The 18,935-nt window shown below is 63.4% G+C and carries 18 protein-coding genes; 13 read left to right on the top strand and 5 right to left on the bottom strand.

Features of this window, described 5'->3' with window-relative positions; genetic code table 11:
• The 6 genes from J6525_RS35700 to J6525_RS35725 form a co-directional block, all read left to right on the top strand.
• On the top strand, window positions 1-233 hold a 233-nt coding region (locus tag J6525_RS35700; protein WP_225648160.1), incomplete at its 5' end, for a transposase.
• A gap of 286 nt (window positions 234-519) precedes the next feature.
• The gene (locus tag J6525_RS35705) at window positions 520-1,212 is read left to right on the top strand and encodes a winged helix-turn-helix transcriptional regulator (protein ID WP_225648161.1); all 693 of its coding nucleotides are present in this window, start codon (window positions 520-522) and stop codon (window positions 1,210-1,212) included.
• A 105-nt stretch (window positions 1,213-1,317) separates the two neighbouring features.
• Window positions 1,318-1,764: a YybH family protein gene (locus J6525_RS35710; RefSeq protein WP_225648162.1), complete on the top strand. Its 447-nt coding sequence runs from the start codon at window positions 1,318-1,320 to the stop codon at window positions 1,762-1,764.
• Window positions 1,765-2,044: 280 nt separating this feature from the next.
• Window positions 2,045-3,400, top strand: a complete 1,356-nt coding sequence (locus J6525_RS35715) for a peptidase M15 (protein ID WP_225648163.1) — start codon at window positions 2,045-2,047, stop codon at window positions 3,398-3,400.
• Between the two features lie 39 nt (window positions 3,401-3,439).
• Window positions 3,440-4,633, top strand: a complete 1,194-nt coding sequence (locus J6525_RS35720) for an aspartate kinase (RefSeq protein ID WP_225648164.1) — start codon at window positions 3,440-3,442, stop codon at window positions 4,631-4,633.
• Window positions 4,634-4,860: 227 nt separating this feature from the next.
• The gene (locus J6525_RS35725; protein ID WP_225648165.1) at window positions 4,861-6,081 is read left to right on the top strand and encodes an ABC transporter substrate-binding protein; all 1,221 of its coding nucleotides are present in this window, start codon (window positions 4,861-4,863) and stop codon (window positions 6,079-6,081) included.
• A 255-nt stretch (window positions 6,082-6,336) separates the two neighbouring features.
• Here the strand turns inward: J6525_RS35725 and plsY are convergent, their stop codons facing one another.
• The 4 genes from plsY to J6525_RS35745 form a co-directional block, all read right to left on the bottom strand.
• Window positions 6,337-6,990, bottom strand: coding sequence for a glycerol-3-phosphate 1-O-acyltransferase PlsY (plsY, locus tag J6525_RS35730; protein WP_225648166.1), 654 nt, complete (start codon window positions 6,988-6,990; stop codon window positions 6,337-6,339).
• A gap of 40 nt (window positions 6,991-7,030) precedes the next feature.
• Window positions 7,031-8,170 (bottom strand): amidohydrolase/deacetylase family metallohydrolase, encoded by a 1,140-nt coding sequence (locus tag J6525_RS35735; RefSeq protein WP_225648167.1) that lies wholly within the window; start codon window positions 8,168-8,170, stop codon window positions 7,031-7,033.
• A 58-nt stretch (window positions 8,171-8,228) separates the two neighbouring features.
• On the bottom strand, window positions 8,229-10,124 hold the full coding sequence (locus J6525_RS35740; RefSeq protein ID WP_225648168.1) for a patatin-like phospholipase family protein: 1,896 nt from the start codon (window positions 10,122-10,124) through the stop codon (window positions 8,229-8,231).
• A gap of 167 nt (window positions 10,125-10,291) precedes the next feature.
• Window positions 10,292-11,443 carry a zinc-binding dehydrogenase gene (locus J6525_RS35745; RefSeq protein ID WP_225648169.1) on the bottom strand — a complete coding sequence of 384 codons (1,152 nt, stop codon included), beginning with the start codon at window positions 11,441-11,443 and terminating at the stop codon, window positions 10,292-10,294.
• Between the two features lie 88 nt (window positions 11,444-11,531).
• Between J6525_RS35745 and J6525_RS35750 the strand changes: the two genes are divergently transcribed.
• From J6525_RS35750 to J6525_RS35770, 5 genes are all read left to right on the top strand, one after another.
• Window positions 11,532-12,209, top strand: coding sequence for a hypothetical protein (locus J6525_RS35750; protein WP_225648170.1), 678 nt, complete (start codon window positions 11,532-11,534; stop codon window positions 12,207-12,209).
• A 161-nt stretch (window positions 12,210-12,370) separates the two neighbouring features.
• Window positions 12,371-13,324: an acyl-CoA desaturase gene (locus J6525_RS35755; RefSeq protein ID WP_225648171.1), complete on the top strand. Its 954-nt coding sequence runs from the start codon at window positions 12,371-12,373 to the stop codon at window positions 13,322-13,324.
• Window positions 13,325-13,563: 239 nt separating this feature from the next.
• Window positions 13,564-15,117, top strand: coding sequence for an FAD-dependent monooxygenase (locus J6525_RS35760; protein WP_225648172.1), 1,554 nt, complete (start codon window positions 13,564-13,566; stop codon window positions 15,115-15,117).
• A gap of 150 nt (window positions 15,118-15,267) precedes the next feature.
• Window positions 15,268-15,885 carry a PilZ domain-containing protein gene (locus J6525_RS35765; RefSeq protein WP_028342942.1) on the top strand — a complete coding sequence of 206 codons (618 nt, stop codon included), beginning with the start codon at window positions 15,268-15,270 and terminating at the stop codon, window positions 15,883-15,885.
• A gap of 333 nt (window positions 15,886-16,218) precedes the next feature.
• A complete protein-coding gene (locus J6525_RS35770) occupies window positions 16,219-16,833 on the top strand; it encodes a transglutaminase-like cysteine peptidase (RefSeq protein ID WP_026192955.1) in 615 nt (204 codons plus the stop codon).
• A gap of 289 nt (window positions 16,834-17,122) precedes the next feature.
• Here the strand turns inward: J6525_RS35770 and J6525_RS35775 are convergent, their stop codons facing one another.
• Window positions 17,123-17,533, bottom strand: coding sequence for a hypothetical protein (locus J6525_RS35775; protein WP_092089654.1), 411 nt, complete (start codon window positions 17,531-17,533; stop codon window positions 17,123-17,125).
• A 95-nt stretch (window positions 17,534-17,628) separates the two neighbouring features.
• On the opposite strand from J6525_RS35775, the gene J6525_RS35780 reads away from it, so the two are divergent.
• Both J6525_RS35780 and fabA read left to right on the top strand, forming a co-directional pair.
• Complete coding sequence (locus J6525_RS35780) at window positions 17,629-18,258, top strand: TetR/AcrR family transcriptional regulator (RefSeq protein ID WP_092089655.1); 630 nt, start codon at window positions 17,629-17,631, stop codon at window positions 18,256-18,258.
• Between the two features lie 33 nt (window positions 18,259-18,291).
• Window positions 18,292-18,822: a bifunctional 3-hydroxydecanoyl-ACP dehydratase/trans-2-decenoyl-ACP isomerase gene (gene fabA, locus J6525_RS35785; protein ID WP_225648194.1), complete on the top strand. Its 531-nt coding sequence runs from the start codon at window positions 18,292-18,294 to the stop codon at window positions 18,820-18,822.
• Window positions 18,823-18,935 lie beyond the last annotated feature (113 nt).

Consider the following 18,935-nt stretch of genomic DNA (forward strand, 5'->3'; position numbering starts at 1 on the left):
TCGAAGCTGTGCAGCAGCGCCTTGATGCGAACCCACAAGCCATGCGTCAACGTCGAGAAACAGTTGAGCATCCGTTCGGCACGATGAAGGCCCGCATGGGGGCGACACACTTCCTCACCAAAACGGTCCCAAAAGTAGCGGCTGAGATGGCACTCTCGGTCTTGGCCTATAATCTGACACGGGTCATGAACATCGTCGGGACCAAGCCACTGATCGTTGCGATCGCGGCCTGAGACAGGCGCGGTTCCTGTCTTCCGGACCAGCGCCCTTTGAAGCCGTTTTTACACGGCCAAGACCCAAACCCGACCAATTGCAGGAACGGTTAGCTTTAACGTGGCATGGCTGCTTTTGCACATGCCAATGAACCGCAGGCGATCAGCGCTGCGGGTAGGTGGCCTGGCCCTCAAACTGGTACCCGTCTCACGCGCAGCAGGAGAGCCTCGATCCTGGCGTGCGCCCCGGACTTTAGTCCAGAAACTGGACTACTTTGGTGGCCCTTGTGATGCTAAAGTTCTCGCCATGAAAGGCTATGGATCATTTTGCCCTGTAGCCAAAGCTGCGGAAATTCTCACGGAGCGGTGGACCCCGCTCGTGCTCCGCGAACTGTTGCTAGGGTCCCGCCACTTCAACCAGCTTCGCCGCGGCATCCCCCAGATGTCGCCGACCCTCCTCTCCAAGCGCCTGCAAACGCTGGAGGAAGCCGGGCTAATCTCACGCCAGTCAGGCGATAATGGGCATTGGGAGTACCATCCAACCCAAGCGGCTAGGGAGGCCCGGCCAATTATCGATGCATTGGGCTATTGGGGCCATAGGTGGGCGCGCAGCCAGCTTACGCCCAACGAACTCCACGCGGGCCGACTCATGTGGAATATGCGCCGTTCGTTCGATCTAAAGCACATTCCATGCGACTTTGTGCTGTACATCGAGATTGCGGACGCTCGACCGAGGCGCTGGTGGTTTGTTGTGAAGAAGGAGGAAGCGGATCTCTGCTGGGAAGATCCCGGCTTCGAGGTCGATATCAGCCTCCATGCGAGCCTGCTGACGCTTGTGCAGATTTTCATAGGCGAGCTGCCGCTGCTACGGGCGCGTGAGTTCGGCAAAATCGAGATCGACGGTCCAAAGCATCTTGTGAAGAGCATGCGGGCTTGGTTCCCACGCAGCAAATATGCCAATGAGGCGCCTGCGACCGCAGATCGGGTCTCAACCAGTTGACGACACTCTCTTAGTCCACTTTTTGGACTAGTGGCTCTGCTTCCCTGAGCGGTAGCGTTTGCGAATGCGCTCTTGCGCTAAGCATCCCAGCTAAAGGAGGCAAACATGAGCCGCCATTCCCTTCCTTCATACGCCCTACTATTGATTTTTACTTGTACGTGCGTCAGTCCCGCGGGGGCAGACCCACTTGCCGACGAACTTTCCTCGGCGGCTGCCAAATGGGATGCCGCCATCAACAACGCAGACTTCGATGCCCTATTACCATTGTATACCGCTGACGCCAGATTGATGCCGCCTGGTGCGCAGCCCGTCACCGGCCCTTTGGCAATCCGTAATTTCTTTGCCGGGCGAGGAAGAAGCGTCAGAGATCACAAGGTTGAGCTGGTCGATGTGTTGCCCATCGGGAGCTACGCCTATACCACCTCCCATTTCACGGCCACGTTAGTGATGAATGAGAAGGCGGCGCCAACTTCTGGCAGCACCGTGAGACTCCTTGAACGCCAACCCGACGGACAGTGGAAGATAAAGTCTCATATCTTCGTTAAAGAATAAATTCGCGAGTGCCACAGCCAACCGGTCAGACACCCACAGACCTGACACGGATCGCAAGTGATAGATGGCCATGCACCCTATTGGCCCATAGCTGACGGTCTGCATGACGATCGCGAACGTCGGCTCTTCGAGGTGAACCGGAAGTCACCCGGTCCGGTCGCTATGGGCGGCTTTTGACCGAGAGCGGAAATCAGAGCTCGATCGCTGGTGAAAATTACCGAACGCAGCAGCACGCGCCGTGCCGGGCTGCTCGCCGCCGCGCGTTGCGGTCGAGCAACACTTGCTGGAAAAGCGTGGCGCCAACTGCTTCCGCCCATTGCGCATTTTCATTTTGATCCGAATGATCGATGCCGTCGCGTGCTGGGCGGTGCAACAGGGCTCGGATCGAGCCTTTGGAGGCTACGGGGTGATGAACCCGCGGCGAATTGCGACTCCGGAGTTGTGCGGGACGATCGTTCTCGCAGGTTGGCTTTTTGCCTGGCTTGCCGGCTCTGCCGGCATCGGGAACAGCGGCGCAGTGTCCATCGGGGACCTCGCACCATCTCTCGCCGCCAACGCCGAACCGGCCGATAGCCGACAGGCCACGGCAGTCGACAACGTCAGCAAAGTGAATGCTGAAGCAGCGATGGCTGCAGAACCCGTAACGGGGCCGGCGTCCGACACGATGGCCACGCCGCAGGCAGGCGTCATGGTTAACGCTGTCGCCAACGCCGATGCGGCGATGGCGCTTGAATCGGTGCCGGCGGCCCCTGATGCGACAGCGAGTTCGAGCGAGCCGAAGGCAATCGTCGTGGCTGCGTTGCCGGATTCGTCGCAGACGCTGCCGGTCGAAACATCGCCGGTGCAAGCGGCGATAGCGAGCCCGCCTCCCGTGTCTGGTGACACCGAGGCGGCCGCGAAACCCCTGGATATTTTCGAGGAGTGCCTCGTCGTCGATATCTGCATCGACCGGTACCTGTGGGCGCTCTACCAGCGGACACCGAAGCAAGACACGATCAGCGTGCAAGAGCAGCGGAAAGTGACCGTCAAGAAGAAGCGCAAGACGGTGACTGTCACCAGGACGTTCACCAGGCGCGTCGATAACGATTTCACGTGGAAGGATCCGAAGGCAGCGGAGCGAATGGGCATGCCGATGATCGACTACGTGATTGGAGGGGTGGATCGGAGCTTCAAACTCAAGCTGTTTCACGCGCTTTACGCGGCGGAGCAGGCCGGGTTGGCGCCCGGCATCACCAGCGCGTTCCGCGATGACTACCGTCAATCGATCGCGAGCGGCCTGAAGGCGGCGTCCGACAAGTCATACCATGGAGGGAGCTTCCGCGGCGGCTATGGCCACGGGCTTGCCGTCGATGTCGTGAGCGTCAAAGGCGCGACGCGGGCGGAGCGTTGGGTCTCCACCGAGGTCCTTTGGAAATGGATCGATGCGCGTGGACCGGATTTTGGAATCGGGCGACCGTATCTCGATCGAGATCCACCGCATGTCGCGCCGATAGACGGCAAGGAATACGCCGCTCACCGCGGCGGGACGAAAGCTCAGCACGCGGAAGCGGATCGCAAGAAGCGCGACCGGGGCGCTGTGCGGGTCGTGGCAAAACGATCAAAGACCGCAAAAGCGTCGAAGGGGAGAACGATCTGATCGGGTTCGGCGGCGCCTTCCAACACGACGCGGACAACAATGCCTAGCAATCCCATCATCGTGCAAAAATACGGCGGCGTCTGTCTCGAAACACCGGCAAAAATCCGCGCGGCCGCGAGCAGTATCGCCGATCTGCATGGCCGTGGTCATCGTGTCGTGGCGATCGTTTCAGCGATGGGCAAGACCACCGATGAACTCGTCAGGATGGCCTATCAGGTCAGCCCGCACCCCAATCGCCGCGAACTCGATATGCTCTTGACCACCGGCGAGCGCATCAGCATGTCCTTGATGAGCATGGCGCTGTCTGATCTCGGTGTGCCGGCGATCAGCTTTACCGGCAGTCAGGCCGGTGTCATGACCGACGGGTCCCATTCCTCCGCACGCATTCTGGACGTGCGGCCCATTCGCGTGCGCGAAGAACTCGATCGTGGACGCATCGTGGTTTTGGCGGGCTTTCAGGGCGTGAACCCGCTGACCAAGGAAATCACGACGCTTGGCCGGGGCGGCAGCGATACCACCGCGGTCGCCATGGCTGCGGCGCTCAAGGCAGAGTGCTGCGAGATCATCAAGGAGGTCGACGGAGTTTGCTCGGCTGACCCGCGCATCGTCGCGGACGCAAAACCCTTGCGTCAGCTGGATTTCGCATCCCTATCCGAAATGTGCTTCTGGGGCGCCAAAGTCCTGCACTTTCGCAGCGTGGAGCTGGCCCACAGCCAAAACGTGCCTTTGGTCCTGAGAAAGTGGGGCGGCGCTCGACACAGCACGCAAGTGATGAAGGAGGTCGCAGACATGGAGAACGGAAGAGTCCTGGCCGTCAACTCGATGGCTCGCATCGAGCATGTGGAGATCGATTCGGCGGACCTCAATCAAGGCTTTGAGAAGTTCGCGCAGCATCTCCAGCAAAATGGCTTGCCTTGGCCGCAACTCCTCGCCTCGGCTTTCACCGCCGACAAAACCCGCATCATGATGACTTGCGATTCTGAGACACTCGACGCGTTGCTGCGCACATTGGAACGGAGCAAAGACCTGCGCAAACAGCGCGAGACGCTGAGTTCGGTGAGCCTCACTTGCTTCGGCGGCATTTCCTCGGACCTGCCGTACAAGGCGGTTCAGATTCTGCAACGTCACGGAATCATCGCCGACAAGTATGTTTTGTCATCGCATTCGGTAAGCTTCTTTGTTCCGGTGGAGAGCCGTGAGGCCGCGGTCATGGCTTTGCATTCGCTGATCTAGTTGAAATTTGGCAAGGGACGGGAGTATTTCCACGCCGCTTCGGGCAAAACGCCAGATGACATTGCGAGACCGCCTGCACGCGCGAATGCTAGGAGTCTGTTACGAGGGAATGCTTGCGCGGCAGCCGGCAGCCAAGCGCCGGCGCCTCCTCGACGGTCGTACCACGCCTGCCACAACCCGCTGCGCGGATGACTCGCCATCATGACTGCCGACCGTGGAGCCACGCGATGCGCAAGGGCTGGTTCAGGCCGACAATCGGAGTTGCGATCATCAGCCTCGGTCTGCTTGCTGCGGCCGATCTGTTTGCCGAAGGCCGCAAATACGATCCCGGTGCCAGCGATACCGAGATCAGGATAGGACAGACGATGCCCTATAGCGGCCCGGTGTCGGTATTCTCCGTCATCGGCAAGGTGCAGGCCGCCTACTTCCGGATGATCAACGAGCGGGGCGGCATCAACGGCCGCCGGATCAACCTGATCTCCTACGACGATGCCGCGACGCCGGCGAAGACGGTCGAGCAGGTCCGCAAGCTCGTCGAAAGTGACGAAGTCCTGTTCATGTTCCAGTCGGTGGGCAACGCCCCCAACATCGCGATCCAGAAATATCTCAACGACCGCCACGTTCCCCAGCTCTTCGCGGGCGGGCGGTCGATGCGGTTCGAGGATCCCGTCAACTTTCCCTGGACCATGGGATTCGCGCCGAACCTGCGGACCGAGATCCGCGTCTATGCGCGTTTCATTCTCGACAATTACCCGAACGCCAGGATCGGCCTGCTCTATCAGAATGACGAGAGCGGAAAGGAATATCTCGCGGGGCTGAAGGACGCGCTCGGCGCGCGGGCGCCGGCTATGCTCGCGTCCGAAGCCCCCTATGACATGACGGACCCGACCATCGACTCGCAGGTGGTCCGGCTCAAGGCTGCGGCGGTCGACGTGCTGATCGACATGGCCGCGCCGAAATTCGCCGCGCAGGCCATCCGCAAGACCGCCGAGCTCGGCTGGAAGCCGCTGCATTTGCTGGGTGTCGGCTCGTCCTCGATCGACGCGGTGCTTGTGCCGGCGGGGATCGAGCACGCTCGCGAGCTGATTTCGGCGAGTTCGTTCAAGGAAGCCAGCGACCCGACCTGGGCCGACGATGCCGGCATGAAACGATGGAGCGCCTTCATGGCCTCCTATTACCCGGAAGGCGACCGAAACAGCCTCTTCACGACCTACGGCTACAGCGCCGCCGAGCTGCTGGTGCGCGTGCTGCAACAATGCGGCGACGATCTCTCGCGCGACAACATCATGCGCCAGGCCGCCAGCCTGAAGGATGTCAGACTCGATCTGCTGTTGCCCGGCCTCGCCATCAATACCAGCCGCGCCGACTATCGCGTGGTGAAGGAGTTCCGGATGATGCGCTTCACCGGTGAGCGATGGCAGCCCTTCGGGCCGGTCGTCGCTGACTAGAGCCCTCCCCGTTCCGATTGAATCGGAACGGGGCTCCAGACCCTTGTTTTGACGCGTTTTCTTCACGCGAACCGGTATCCACTTCGCTCGAAAACGCTCTGGAGCGCCGTTCCGATGGAATCGGAACAGGATTCCATATCCATGGTTCAAACGCGTGTTCTTCACGCCCACCGGTACCGACTTCGCTCAGGAGCGCTCAAGGCCGGATCATCGGATTGATCGACCAGCCTTCCCTGAGGAAATCCGAACCTTTTATCAACGCCCGAGCCGCGCCTCCGTGCCGGCCAGCAGCCGCTGGACGTTGGCACGATGGCGCACGATCACGTAGATGCCGCCTGCGATCACCAGCAAGCGATAGGGCAGCGGTTGCTCCAGGCCGCAGACGAGGACGATCGCCGTCAATGCCGCCAGCATCGAGCCGAGGGAGACAATCCGAAAGACAGCCACCACAGCGCCAAAGGCCGCCGCAGCGCCGAGGCCTACCGGCCAGGACATCGCCAGCAACACGCCGAGCCCGGTCGCGGCGGATTTGCCGCCGGTGAAATTCAGCCAGATCGAACGGCCGTGCCCCAGCAACACAGCAAGCCCGGCCAGGCAGACAGCCCAGGACACGCACGTTTGCGGATCAAGCGCTGCCGGCGGCGTGACGGATGGCAAGGTGTACAACCAGCGATAAAACCAGCGGGCGAACAGGATTGCCGCTACGCCTTTCAGCACGTCGACCACGAGCACCGCCAATGCGGGCCACTTCCCCAGGGTTCGCAACACATTCGTTGCCCCGGTGGATTTGGAGCCATGCTGGCGGATATCGATGCCCCTCAGCAGCTTCCCCGCCAGATAACCTGTCGGCGTCGAACCGAGGAGATAGGCGATCGCCAATCCAGCCACACCCGCGATCCAGAAGACCATCTCAGTCACCTCGATGCCCTCGGCGGCGCGTCCACGAATCCTAACGCGGATGCCACCAGCGTCCCCCGATCACGACGCCTTCGGATGCGATCTTGCGATCGCCCGTCAGATGCTCGCCGACCACATCGACATAGTCGAACTGTCCGTCCTTAACCGAGAGCAGCGTGGAGTCGCCGACGCTGCCCGGCTTGAGGCTGCCGAGCTCCGGCCGCCGCAACGCCATCGCGGCAGTGACGGTGGACGCCGCGATCACGTCCGGCAGCGGCATCCCCATGCAGAGGAATTTCGACATCGTCGTCACCTGGTCGAATGCCGGGCCGTCGATGCAGAGCTGATGGATGTCGGAGGAGATGGTGTCGGGATAGAAGCCGTTGGCGAGCATCGCGCGCGCCGTCTTGAAGGCGAACGAACCCTTGCCATGGCCGATGTCGAACAGCACGCCGCGCTCGCGCGCGTCCAGCACGACCTTCTTCACCGTGCCCTGCGCGGTCGCGGGCGTGTTGGGGAACGGACGGAACGCATGGGTCAGCACGTCGCCCGGACGCAGGCGCGCGAGCACCTCCTCATAGCTCGGCGGCGGATGGTCGATATGCGCCATCAGGGGCATGCCGACCTGCTCGGCAACCTCGAGCGCGATCTCGAGCGGCACCAGCCCCGAGGTGCCCGAGGCCAACAGGCCGACCCGCACCTTGATGCCGACGATCAGGTCGCGGTTCTCGTCGGCGACGCGCGCCGCGTCGATCGGATTCATCAGCCGCAGCTCCTCGCTCTCGCCGACCATCACGCGATCCGAGAAGCCGAAGATGCCGGCGTGCGAGACGTGCAGATAGGCGAGGATGCGGACCTGGCTCGGCTCGATCACATGCTTGCGGAAGCCGGCAAAGTTGCCCGGGCCGGCGCTGCCGGTGTCGACCGACGTGGTGACGCCGGAGTTGCGGCAAAACTCCTCCGCGTCGATGCCGAGCGAGGTGCCGCCCCAATAGACATGGGTGTGCAGGTCGATGATGCCCGGTGAGACGATCAGCCCCGAGACGTCGCGGACCTCGGTGGCGGGATCGGCTTGCAATTCGCGGCCGAGCGCAGCGACCTTGCCCGCGGCAAAGCCGACATCGGTCACGGCATCGAGTTTTTGCGACGGGTCGATCACCCGTCCGCCGCGCAGGATCAAATCGAAAGGCATCGTGTTCTCCGGATACGGTCCGGCACGATGGTCGACTTCGCCGCCGCCTGCAAGCCGCTCAACCGACGCGGGCCTGTTGGGAAACCGGCGCGGTCGCTGTCGCGTCATCCGCGCCCTCGTCGGCGACCATGTCCGTTCCCTTGTCCGCTCCGTTGGCCGACGCGACGATGGCCGCAATGGCGGGATTATGCGCCGCCTCCGAGGCAGCAATGGTCTCGCGGGCCCAGCGGTACGAGGATTCGAAGATTTCCTGATGGCGGTCGAAATCGGTGACGTCGATGCCGTCGGGCGTCGGCGGACGCATCACCATGTCGAGCGGCGTGGTCGGCAGCGTATCATAGCGCTGATGCGCGACGAGGCTTCGCCACAGCACGTTGACGGCACTTGGCGCGGCCGGAAGCAATTTCTTGCGGAACGGCGTCAGCAGCGATGCAAGCAGCTCAAGCCGCCCCGGCAGCGCGGCATAGTCGACGTCGAACATCTCGGTTGCCGGGTCTCCGAAATGGACCACCAGATTCGGTCCGCTCTTCATCTGGTGCATCTGCGCCAGCGGAACGTTGTCGACGAGGCATCCGTCGACCAGCATCGAGCCGTCCCTCGTATAGAACGGCGGCAGCAGACCGGGGATGGCGCTCGACGCCCGCACCGCGTGCCACAGCAGACCGGTGCGGATCAATTCGAGACTGTGCGTCGACAGATTGGTCGCGACCGCCGCGAACGGCCGCCAGCAGTCCTCGATCCGGCAATTGTGGCCGTACTGCTCGGCGAGCGCGGCATCGAACGCCTTGTGGTCCAGCAAGGCGTAGCGCGGCCAGGTCGGGCGGCGGAAGCTGCGACTGGAGACGAAGATCTCATGCGTGCCGCGCTCGAGATGCTCGGCGTCGTAGTTCTTGGCAAAGCCCGCCGCCATCGCCGAGCCGACGCTGGTGCCGACAAAGATGTCGAACATCGCGCCGCGCTCACGAAACGCCTTGTAGACGCCGACATGCGCGGTACCGAGGCTGCCGCCGCCGCCGGCGACAAATCCGACGGCGCGACCGCACAGGAAGCGAACCAGGCTGTCGATGTCGAGCTGGTCCTCGAGCGCGACGTGATGATGCATGAAGCAGGGCAGCCGCGCCAGCCACGCCGCGGTGCCGCTGACCTCGTGGCGCCTGACGTCATGAACCCGGACGAGGCGTCGCGTCGACGCCGGATGCACTCCGCAGGCGAAGCGTTCGATCTCGGTCAGATCGGGCGTCGGCGCATGGCCGCGGCAGGCGAACACGACAAGGTCGGCCTGACGGATGGTTTTCCGCGCCCACTCCGATGCGTCAGGACCACCGAAATAGGCCACCAGCGGCGCGTCGTACTCGATCCTGTTGAGCCAGTCGGCGACCTCGGATGCGTCGAGCGCGCGGCCGGGAAACATCGCCTGAACCCGAGCGAGGTCGACGATCTCGGCACCGGCAGCGGCAAGGCCTTCGCGTAACCTGTGCTCAAAGGCGGCAGGCACCGGTTCCCGTCCGCCCGGGATCAGCGCGACAGTGCGCGCCTTCGGCGACGCCCGGAGCGGCAACAGACGCGCGGTCTCGGTGGCAAACCGCCGCGCGAGCGCAGCCAGCAGCGCCTCGACGATCTCGGGCGTTTCCCGCGCCAGCGTCGTATAGGCGGCGCGCGTCAACACCAGCACGCTGGTGTCGCGGATCGCAATCACATTGGCGGTGCGCGGGATGTTGGCAAAGAACCCGATCTCGCCGACCAGCTCGCCGGCGCGAAGTTCCGCGATCGGTTCGGGATGACTGGTCCGGTACACCGCGAGCGCGCCATGCAGCACCAGGAACAGCGCGTCGGAGGCGCCGCCCTGCTCGACCAGCAGCTCGCCGCGCACGAGGTCGCGCCGGGTCATTGCGCCAAAGGCGATCAGCCGCTGCTCCGCGCTGAGGGTTCTGAACAGCGCGAAGTCCTCGGACACGTTTCCCCACGCAAACGTCGCGCTCGGCGGCACACGGTTCGAATGCATGATCCGATGTTAGCGCCGGGCCGTCGTCCCGGCGAGCGATATCAGGGCCCAATCGGCCGCACCCTGGACACAAATCCTTGGGAGCACTGCAGTAGGATTTGCAGCATCCGCGATCTGCTTCACCCGACCAATTCTGGCCACGGCACGATGGTCGACTTCACCGTCTTCATCGCCATTGCGTCGGCAACCGCGCGGGCGACGCCGTCCTCGGTGAACGGATAGATCGTCTGCATGTCGAGCCAGGGATATTTGTTGCGCGTGCGGTAGAGCATGTCGACGCCGAGCGGCAGGTCGTTGCCGGTAAAGCCCCAGGAGCCGAGCACGTTGAGATCCTTGGTGCAGATGCGGTGCCACGAGGTGTTGATCGAGCCGGCATCGGTGAACTGCCCCATCTCGACATAGGTGCCGCCGTCGCGCAGCATCTCGATGCCCTCGGGGCCGGCGGTCGGATGGCCCGAGCAGTCCATGACGAGGTCGGCGCCGAAACCGCCGACGATGTCACGCACCGCCTTGATGCGCTGCTCCGGCGTCTTGAGCTGCTCGATATCGACGGTCGCCTCGGCGCCGAACTTGCGCGCCAGCGCAAGGCGCGGCGCCTCCGGCGCGCCGACGCAGATCACGCGCCCCGCGCCCATTTCCTGCGCGGCGGCGACCGCGAGGATACCGATCGGCCCCGAGCCCTGGATCACCACCGTGTCGCCCCAGCTGAAGCCGCCGGCGCGGGTGGCGCGGTTGAAGGCGCGGATGCAGGAGGTCAGAGGCTCGGAGAGCGCGCCGAGCCGCAGCGACATGTCGTCAGGCAATTTGTAGATCTTGGTGCCGGGCAGCATGTCGAGATCGACATAGACATATTCAGCCCAGCCGCCCCACATGTGCGGCGCCTTGTCGAAGCCGAGATAGCGGCCGTAATAGACCGGCGTCAGGCATTTGTTGGCGCTCTCGGGATAATGGATGCAGTAGTAGCAGCGGCCGCACGGCATCAAGGGCGGGATCATCACCTTCGATCCCACCTGCAGCGGCTTGCTCATGAAATCCTCGGTGAACTCCGCGCCGCATTCCACGATCACGCCGCCGAGCTCATGGCCGAGCGTGAACGGCCACGGCAACGGCTTCGGCCAATGTCCCTTCAGGATGTGCAGATCGGTTCCGCAAACGCCACAGGCGCCCACCTTGATCAAGGCCGCCTTTTTGCCGATTTCCGGCCATTGCACTGTCCGTATTACCGGCTTGGCTCCAGGTCCATCATGCGTGCAGACGCGGATCTGCTCCATCGGTTCGCTCTCCCTGTCCTTGTCGTTGGGCCGGGTTCGGCCGAGCCGACTTTAGGTCAGGACGATTGGGATGTCATGAAGGCCTGTCATGAAGGTCTTCATGACAGACCTTGGCGGAACGAGGCGCTTTTCGTCCTGGCGGAGTATTGTCCGCAAGGAAGCATCGATTGTGAAAGCAGCCGAGGGCGAATTGGCTGGTAGCATTGCGGGGAACGACACCATGAATCCTGGTATCGAAGGCATCGTCGGCATGTACGTCAAGTTGGGCGAACTGGACACGCTGCAACGAATGAAGGAGCATCGACAGGGTTTGCTCGACCAATGCGTCGATACGGCGAATTTCAGCTTCGATGTGACGAGATCGATCTACAGGAGCGACCTCGAGGTGATCGAGGCCGGCATCGAGAGTCTGTATGGCGAGATCACCGGTCATGTCGACGTCGTCAACAAAAAAAGGATTGCCGGCTGGGCGCTGTACAACCAACACCCCGACAAAAGGGTCGCGATCGATATCTACTTCAACGGCAACCTCGTTGGCGAAGTCGTCGCCGATGAGTTCCGCAACGATCTTCTCAAGCTCAACGAGGGCGATGGACACCACGCCTTCGTCTTCGTGCCGCCAAGCGGATCCTATCAGCCGCCGCTGCAGATTGAGGTCCGCGCGGCGAAGCGAAAGGTGCTGAAAGCCGTGACTGTTGAACAACCAGTGGCGGCTGTCGAACCGGAAACGGCTGTCGAACCGGAAATGGACGCCGAGGCCAAATAACCTCACCGCGCCGCTTCCGCACACCCCGTATCCGCCGGGCGCCGTTACCTAGGTGAATCCGCCGCAGACGCCAATACGGGCTGCGACATGACGGACGTGCGCGGACGATTGACAGCGACGATCGCTTCACCGCAACCTGCGATGCAACCTCAGGTGACGGAATGAAGCCGCAACCCGGCTCGGAGCGAATCTTCGTGGACGCCAGCACCGATCCGCTGGACGGGCGCGTGCGATGGGCGCCGGCGAAATCGCTGTGGCTTGGCAGCATGACCGCGGTCGCGATCGTCCTCGGGCCGCTGCTGTTCACGTGGAGCGCGTTCGCATTATTCATCGTCACCAGCGGGGTCACGCTGTGCTTCGGGCATTCGGTCGGCATGCACCGCCGCCTGATCCATGCGAGCTTCGACTGTCCGCTGTCGCTGGAGCGGCTCTGCGTCTATCTCGGCACGCTGGTCGGGATGGCTGGCCCCTACGGCATGGTGCGGCTGCACGATTTCCGCGACTGGGCGCAGCGCCAGACGGCGTGCCACGACTACTCCTGCCACCGCGCCGGTTTCTGGCGTGACGCGTGGTGGCAACTGCACTGCACGCTGGTGCTGAAACACCCGCCCGAATTCCGGCTCGAACGGCGGCTCGCCGATGACCCCTTCTACGCCTTCGTCGAACGAACCTGGATGTGGCAGCAATTGCCCTGGGCGATCCTGTTCCTCGCGATCGGCTCGTGGAGCTGGCTGGTCTGGGGCATCTGCGTCCGCGTCGCCGTCTGCGTCACCGGTCACTGGCTGATCGGTCATTACTCGCATCGCAAGGGCGGACAGACCTGGATCATCGAAGGCGTCGCGGCCCAGGGCTACAATGTCGGCATCGCGGGCCTGATCAGCATGGGCGAAAGCTGGCACAACAATCACCACGCCTATCCCGGCTCCGCGAAGCTCGGGCTGCTGCCGGGTCAGATCGACCTCGGCTGGTGGTTGATCAAGGCATTCGAAGCCGCAGGACTCGCGAGCAACATCAAGACGCCGGACAATCTTGCGCCACGCCCGGGCTCGCGCTGCGTCGACGAACCAGGCAACGCCAACGCGCCGCGACATCGCGGCAGTGCATTGTTCCAGTAATCCGCAGCCGCGCATCTTCCGTTGCGGATCGAACGCCACGCAGCTATACACGCCGCGTCGGAAAAGGCAGACTTGGTTTGGTAAGCCCAAGTCCTTTCGAAAACGAAAGCTCTGGTCTCCTGCTTCGTGCATGAGATCCCCACGACGAACACCGGGCGCCATCCAGGCGCCCAATGTTCGTCCGTGTGGTTCTCAACCCGACGAACCGCTCCGGTCGAACACCGACAAAGGAGCACTCCATGCACGACCGCCACCCCCTTCCCCATGATGTCGTGATTGCCGGTGCCGGCCCGGTCGGCTTGATGCTCGCCTGCGAGCTGCGGCTCGCAGGGTGCTCGGTCCTGGTGCTGGAGCAGGCCGCCGACCCGCATTCGCCGCTGAAGCGGCTGCCCTTCGGCATGCGTGGCCTTTCGGCGCCGAGCATCGAGGCGTTCTATCGTCGCGGGATGCTGGATGAGATCGCGGTGGCTCAGCGTGTGCAGGATGGCACGGCCAGTACGCCGAACGGCACACATTGGATGCGACAGCCGCGCCGCCCGGCCGGCCATTTTGCCGGCATCCAGTTCTTTCACGATGATCTCGACACGTCGAAATGGCCGTTTCGTCTGCCGAGCCCGGCAGGCACCAGCATGGCGGTCGAGATGGAGGCGCTCGAATCCGCCCTCGCCGCGCGCGCAACCGCGATGGGGGTTGAGATCAGGCGCGGCCTGAGTGTCGATGCGTTCGATCAGTCGGACGACGGCGTCACCGTTCGCGCCGGTGCCGAGACGTTCCATGCGCCCTGGCTGGTCGGCTGTGACGGCGGCCGCAGCATGGTGCGCAAGGCCGGCGGCTTTGAATTCGTCGGCACCGATCCCGAGTTCACCGGCTATTCGGTCGAGGTCGAGATATCAGATCCGGACAAGCTCCGCACCGGCCGTCACTACACGCCGACGGGCATGTATACCTACGCACGGCCCGGCACGATCGCGATGGTGGAGTTCGACGGCGGCGCCTTCCACCGAACACGGCCGATCACGCGCGAGCATGTGCACGCGGTACTGCGCCGCGTCTCCGGCACAGACGTCACGTTGGCGGCGCTCCGGCTCGCCACCACCTGGACCGATCGCGCCTGTCAGGCGACGGATTACCGCAAGGGCCGCGTGCTGCTCGCGGGCGATGCCGCGCATCTTCATTCTCCGCTCGGCGGCCAGGGGCTCAATCTCGGGCTGGGCGATGCGATGAACCTCGGCTGGAAGCTCGCGGCCACGATCCGCGGCGATGCACCGGCGGATCTGCTCGACAGCTATTCGCGTGAGCGGCATCCGGTGGGCGCGCAGGTGCTGGACTGGTCGCGCGCCCAGGTCGCGCTGATGCGGCCAAGCCGCAGTTCGCGCGCGCTCGAAGCCATCATCCGTGACCTGATCGCGACATCAGACGGCGCGACCTACTTTGCCGAGCGCGTGTGGGGCGTTTCGCTGCGCTACGATCCTGGCGGCAACCATCCGCTGGCGGGCCGCAGCGCGCCCGACTTCGAGCTCGCCTGCGGGGCTAAGCTCGCCGAGCTGCTCAGGGATGGTCGCGGCCTGCTGCTGGACTTTGATCGGCGCGCGCCCCTGCAAGCGCTTGCCGATCGCTGGCATGGGCGGATCGGCTATGTCGCAAGCGAGGCCGGCGATCGGATGGGCTTGAGCGCGGTGCTGGTACGACCCGACGGGTTTGTGGCTTGGGCCACAGACATTGAGCCGGATCTAAGGGAGACTGCTCACGCCGCGTCGCGATGGTTCGGAGAACCTGACGCGGCACATGAATGAGCCTGACGTCCTCGGGTACGGTGCACGTGTTCGTCGCCCCGTCTCTCTCGCTCCGTGTCCGAGTTCCCTTTCACAACCGTAACGCCCCGTTAACCCTATCAGCCTTAGGGTCGTCGGGGCTCCGAATGGACGGTGGCCGGGTTTGTCGTGATGTCGTTTGCACAGAAGAAAACTACCGTCGTCCCCGTAGCCGAGGAGCGGCGGCGCTTCCAGCGCGTCAAGGTGCACCTGCTCGGCCGCTACATGCTGCCCGACCGGCGCGAGTTTCCCTGCCAGATTATCAACATGTCGCCGGGCGGCCTCGCTTTGCTGGCGCCGGGCATCGGCAATGTCGGCGACCGTGTGATCGCCTATCTCGACCATATCGGCCGGGTCGAAGGACGCATCACCCGCATCATCGACAACGGCTTTGCGATGACGATCGGCGCCACCGCGCGCAAGCGCGACAAGCTCGCCGCGCAGCTGACCTGGCTCGCCAACCGCGACATCCTCAATCTGCCCGAGGATCGCCGCCACGACCGTATCGTGCCGCGCAACCCGATCGCCCTGCTGACCCAGGAAGACGGCACGCGGATGACCTGCCGCATCATCGACCTTTCTTTGTCCGGTGCTGCGATTGCCGCCGAGAACCGCCCGCCGCTGAAATCGCTGGTGATGCTCGGGCGGGTACAGTCCCGCGTGGTGCGAAATCTCGAGGAAGGCTTCGCGCTCGAGTTCGTCCACGAGCAATCGGCGGAAACGCTCGAAGAGAGCGTTACCGCGAGGTAAAGCGAAAAACCGCTCAAGACCCCTGTTTTTGCCCGCGAAGGCGGCCACCGGTGCACCGGTGGCCGCCTTCGGCGCGTTTGGCCCGGTGAAAATCAGCGGTTAACGGCCGCAGCGCTTGACGCAACAAACCGCGCTGGCGCAGCGCTTGCCGCGTTAATGCATAAAATTTGAATCAATTGCAGTTGTCTCAAATTTTACGCGAATTCGATTCAAGTACAGTTCGAATTCGCCGCAGGTTTTACCAGTATTCGCGTCAAATCTACTTTGCGTACTTAGCGGCGGCGCAAAAGCTTTGTGCGAAACGTGGTCCCAACAAGAAGAACGGGGGCCACGATGTTTGGGTTCAGGGGACAGGGGAAAGGTTTGGCGGTTGCCGCCATTCTGTTTGCGACGTGCGTGTCGGCCAAGGCCGGCGACGTGGTCTACGCCAGCCTGGGTGACGTTGCGCGTTCGCCGATCGGCTGGGTCGAATTCTGTGCCGACAATCCGGGCGAATGCCGCGGCGGCGCGACGCAACCACGCGACATCGTGTTGTCGCAGACCGCTTGGCGGGACCTCGTACGGGTCAACAAGTGGGTCAACGAATCCATCAAGCCGATGACCGACATGGATCATTGGGGCGTGATCGAGAAATGGTCGTTGCCATCAGACGGTTACGGCGATTGCGAGGACTACGTGCTCCTGAAGCGCAAGATGCTGATGGACGCCGGCTGGCCCCGCGAGGCGCTGTTGATCACGGTGGTCCGGGACAAGAAGGGCGAAGGCCACGCGGTGCTGACGGTGAAGACCGACAAGGGCGAGTTCGTGCTCGATAACCAGAACGAGAGCATCGTCGCCTGGACGGACACTGGCTACCGCTTCGTCAAGCGGCAGTCGCAGGGCGATCCCAATGTGTGGGTCTCGCTCGGTGACAACCGCCCTGCAGTTGCAACGGCAAGCTCGCGCTGAGCAGAACAGGAAATTTCGAGTTCGCGACCCGGTCACATCCCCACCCCTCCCCGTCCCAGACCGGTTCGCGCGCGGCCACCCTTCCCCCAAAGGGTGGCCGCACCTTTTTGAGCGGCGTCGATCGACGCCTAGTGTGCTGAATGCGAAGTTCGTGCGATTTCGCGGCAGCCACTTTCACGAACTTCGCATTCATAAAGCACACTAGAATCATAAGTTTGCTAGTGTCCTTATCGAATCCGAAGTTCGCTCCGAAGGTGCGGCAAATGATGCGAACTTCGGATTCGGGACACTAGAAGAACCGCTCGAGAAACGCCGCGGTCTCGTCTGAGATGCCGACGATCTTGTTGGTGGCCTGGCGATAGAATTTGAAATTCAGCTCGGTCTCGGGCCGGCCGTCGCCCCAATCCTTGAAGCGCTTGAGTTGGTCGCGCCCGAGCAGCCGCGCCGCGGATGCGGTGCGTCTGACCGTGATGCTGACGCGCGGCGTCTGCCTGATGACGCCGACCTTGCGCGGTGTCGCGTCCGCCGACGCGACGATCGCGCGGGCGATCAGGCCGCTGCCGCCCTCGTTCTCGCTCGCGAATACGAACACGACATCGTCGGCCGCGATGTGCTTGCCGCCATACATGGTCTTCTGCGCGGTGAAGGTGAACACCTTCGCCCGCGGATTTCGGATCTCGGTCTTGATCGCAAACGCCATCGCATCCCTTCACCGGCTCGCTTTGCCATCCGCGTCGGCGGCTTGACATCCTAGCATCGGCGATATTGAATTGAATTCAATTCAGCGAATCCACGATGGACGCGACGAGCCTGGGGACACGGGAACGACTGCTCTCGGCAGCGCAGGCCGAGCTCATCGAGGGCCATGGGCACCTCGAGATGCAGGCCGTCGCAAGGCGGGCCCAGGTCTCGGTCGGGCTCGCCTACCACCACTTCGGATCGAAGGCGGGCCTGATCGCCGCCGTGGTCGAAGGCTTCTATGAACAACTTGATGCGGCGGCATTCGGCGGTGCCAAGCTGTCGGCCGCGGACTGGGCGGACCGGGAGAAGGCGCGGATCGGCGCCTATGTCGCCTTTCACTATGACCACCCGTTTGCGCCCCTCGTGATCGGACCGCTCAGCCGCGCGCCCGAGGTGCTCGATGTCGAGACCGCCTTCACCGGCCGGCAGCTTGACGCCGGCGCCCGCATGATCGAAGCGGCCCAGCGCGACGGGATCGTGCCCGGCGGCATCGACCCTCACCTCACCATTGCGCTGATGATCGGCGGCATCCGCCAGGCGCTGATCGGCGCGCTCATGAGCGAAAGACGGCCTGATCCAGCAAGGCTGACCGGCGACATCTGGGCCTTCATGGCCGCCGCGCTGGGCTTGCCTGCCAAACCCCTGTCCGCGCGGCCAAGAGCCACGCGGCGCAGCCGCAGCTAAACTTCAGCCAGAATCCAAACATCGATGGCCATCTTGTTCAATCCGCACGATTTTCACGCACCGCAATCGTCCTACAGCAAGCCGGATCTGCTGCGCTCGAGCGAAGGCGGCTATTTCGGCCCGGGCAATGCGCAGCTGCCGGCACCGCCGATGCTGATGATGGACCGCATCACCGAGATCAGCCTGGACGGCGGCGCGTTCGGCAAGGGCCACGTCGTCGGCGAACTCGAGATTGCGCCGGACCACTGGTTCTTCGCCTGTCACTTTGCCGCCGACCCCGTGATGCCCGGATGCCTCGGCCTCGATGCCATGTGGCAGATCATCGGCTTCTGGCTCGGCTGGTCGGGCTCGCCCGGCAAGGGCCGCGCGCTCGGGGCCGGCGAGGTCAAGTTCAGGGGGCACATCACGCCGGATGTCAGGCTGGTGCGCTATGAGGTCGACATACGCCGGGCCAGGCGCGGCCGGCTGGTGCTGGGCATCGCCGACGGCCGGGTGCTCGCAGACGGCGCTTGCGTCTATCTGGCAAAGGACATGCGGGTCGGCCTGATCGCGCCCAGAGGCTGAATTCGGGGAGGTAGAGTCCGGGTCGGCCAGAGGCCGATCGTGCCTCGAGCGGGCCGGGCAGCACGGCCGAAAACTAACATATGATACAAATTTCGCTGCTGCCGCAGTGGTCT

This window comes from Bradyrhizobium australafricanum (assembly GCF_020329495.1).
GTDB lineage: Bacteria > Pseudomonadota > Alphaproteobacteria > Rhizobiales > Xanthobacteraceae > Bradyrhizobium > Bradyrhizobium australafricanum.

Coding starts and splice junctions, on each gene's coding strand:
- J6525_RS35705 (WP_225648161.1), top strand. CDS start 520: ATGAAAGGCTATGGATCATTTTGCCCTGTAGCCAAAGCTGCGGAAATT.
- J6525_RS35710 (WP_225648162.1), top strand. CDS start 1,318: ATGAGCCGCCATTCCCTTCCTTCATACGCCCTACTATTGATTTTTACT.
- J6525_RS35745 (WP_225648169.1), bottom strand. CDS start 11,443: ATGGAGCAGATCCGCGTCTGCACGCATGATGGACCTGGAGCCAAGCCG.
- J6525_RS35750 (WP_225648170.1), top strand. CDS start 11,532: ATGAAGGTCTTCATGACAGACCTTGGCGGAACGAGGCGCTTTTCGTCC.
- plsY (WP_225648166.1), bottom strand. CDS start 6,990: ATGGTCTTCTGGATCGCGGGTGTGGCTGGATTGGCGATCGCCTATCTC.
- J6525_RS35725 (WP_225648165.1), top strand. CDS start 4,861: ATGCGCAAGGGCTGGTTCAGGCCGACAATCGGAGTTGCGATCATCAGC.
- J6525_RS35720 (WP_225648164.1), top strand. CDS start 3,440: ATGCCTAGCAATCCCATCATCGTGCAAAAATACGGCGGCGTCTGTCTC.
- J6525_RS35770 (WP_026192955.1), top strand. CDS start 16,219: ATGTTTGGGTTCAGGGGACAGGGGAAAGGTTTGGCGGTTGCCGCCATT.
- J6525_RS35755 (WP_225648171.1), top strand. CDS start 12,371: ATGAAGCCGCAACCCGGCTCGGAGCGAATCTTCGTGGACGCCAGCACC.
- J6525_RS35735 (WP_225648167.1), bottom strand. CDS start 8,170: ATGCCTTTCGATTTGATCCTGCGCGGCGGACGGGTGATCGACCCGTCG.
- J6525_RS35780 (WP_092089655.1), top strand. CDS start 17,629: ATGGACGCGACGAGCCTGGGGACACGGGAACGACTGCTCTCGGCAGCG.
- J6525_RS35760 (WP_225648172.1), top strand. CDS start 13,564: ATGCACGACCGCCACCCCCTTCCCCATGATGTCGTGATTGCCGGTGCC.
- J6525_RS35765 (WP_028342942.1), top strand. CDS start 15,268: ATGTCGTTTGCACAGAAGAAAACTACCGTCGTCCCCGTAGCCGAGGAG.
- J6525_RS35775 (WP_092089654.1), bottom strand. CDS start 17,533: ATGGCGTTTGCGATCAAGACCGAGATCCGAAATCCGCGGGCGAAGGTG.